1 protein-coding gene is annotated in these 273 nt (G+C 64.5%); it reads right to left on the bottom strand.

The window, feature by feature from the left end; translation table 11 throughout:
- Positions 1 to 201, bottom strand: a 201-nt coding sequence (locus SM755_RS23625) for a DUF555 domain-containing protein (protein WP_323174831.1), incomplete at its 3' end; no start/stop codon positions are given.
- Positions 202 to 273: the final 72 nt, after the last annotated feature.

The raw sequence follows: 273 nt of genomic DNA, 5'->3' as shown, positions 1-273 counted from the left end.
GTCGGCCGCCACGAACGCAGAGTCGAACACCTCGGCGCACGCCGGACACTGCGTGCCGCCGACGTTCACCTCAACGTACTCCTTCCCCTTGTCGTTCAGTCGCTTCCCGGCTTCGCTCACCGCAACCCCGATGGCGTCCTCGACGTTGTCGACGTCACGAACCAACCACGCGGCTTCCATCGCAACGAGGTAATTGCTCATACCAACCCGTGTGGGTTCGAGTAAGGCTAGGTTTGCGGTTCGTCCGCCCCACGGGCCGGCGTGGCGTGCCAC

This window comes from Natrialba sp. PRR66, from assembly GCF_034808065.1.
Classification (GTDB): Archaea; Halobacteriota; Halobacteria; order Halobacteriales; family Natrialbaceae; genus Natrialba; species Natrialba aegyptia.
The sequence above is the reverse complement of the archived record's forward strand: the minus strand, read 5'-3'. Positions and strand labels throughout refer to the sequence as shown.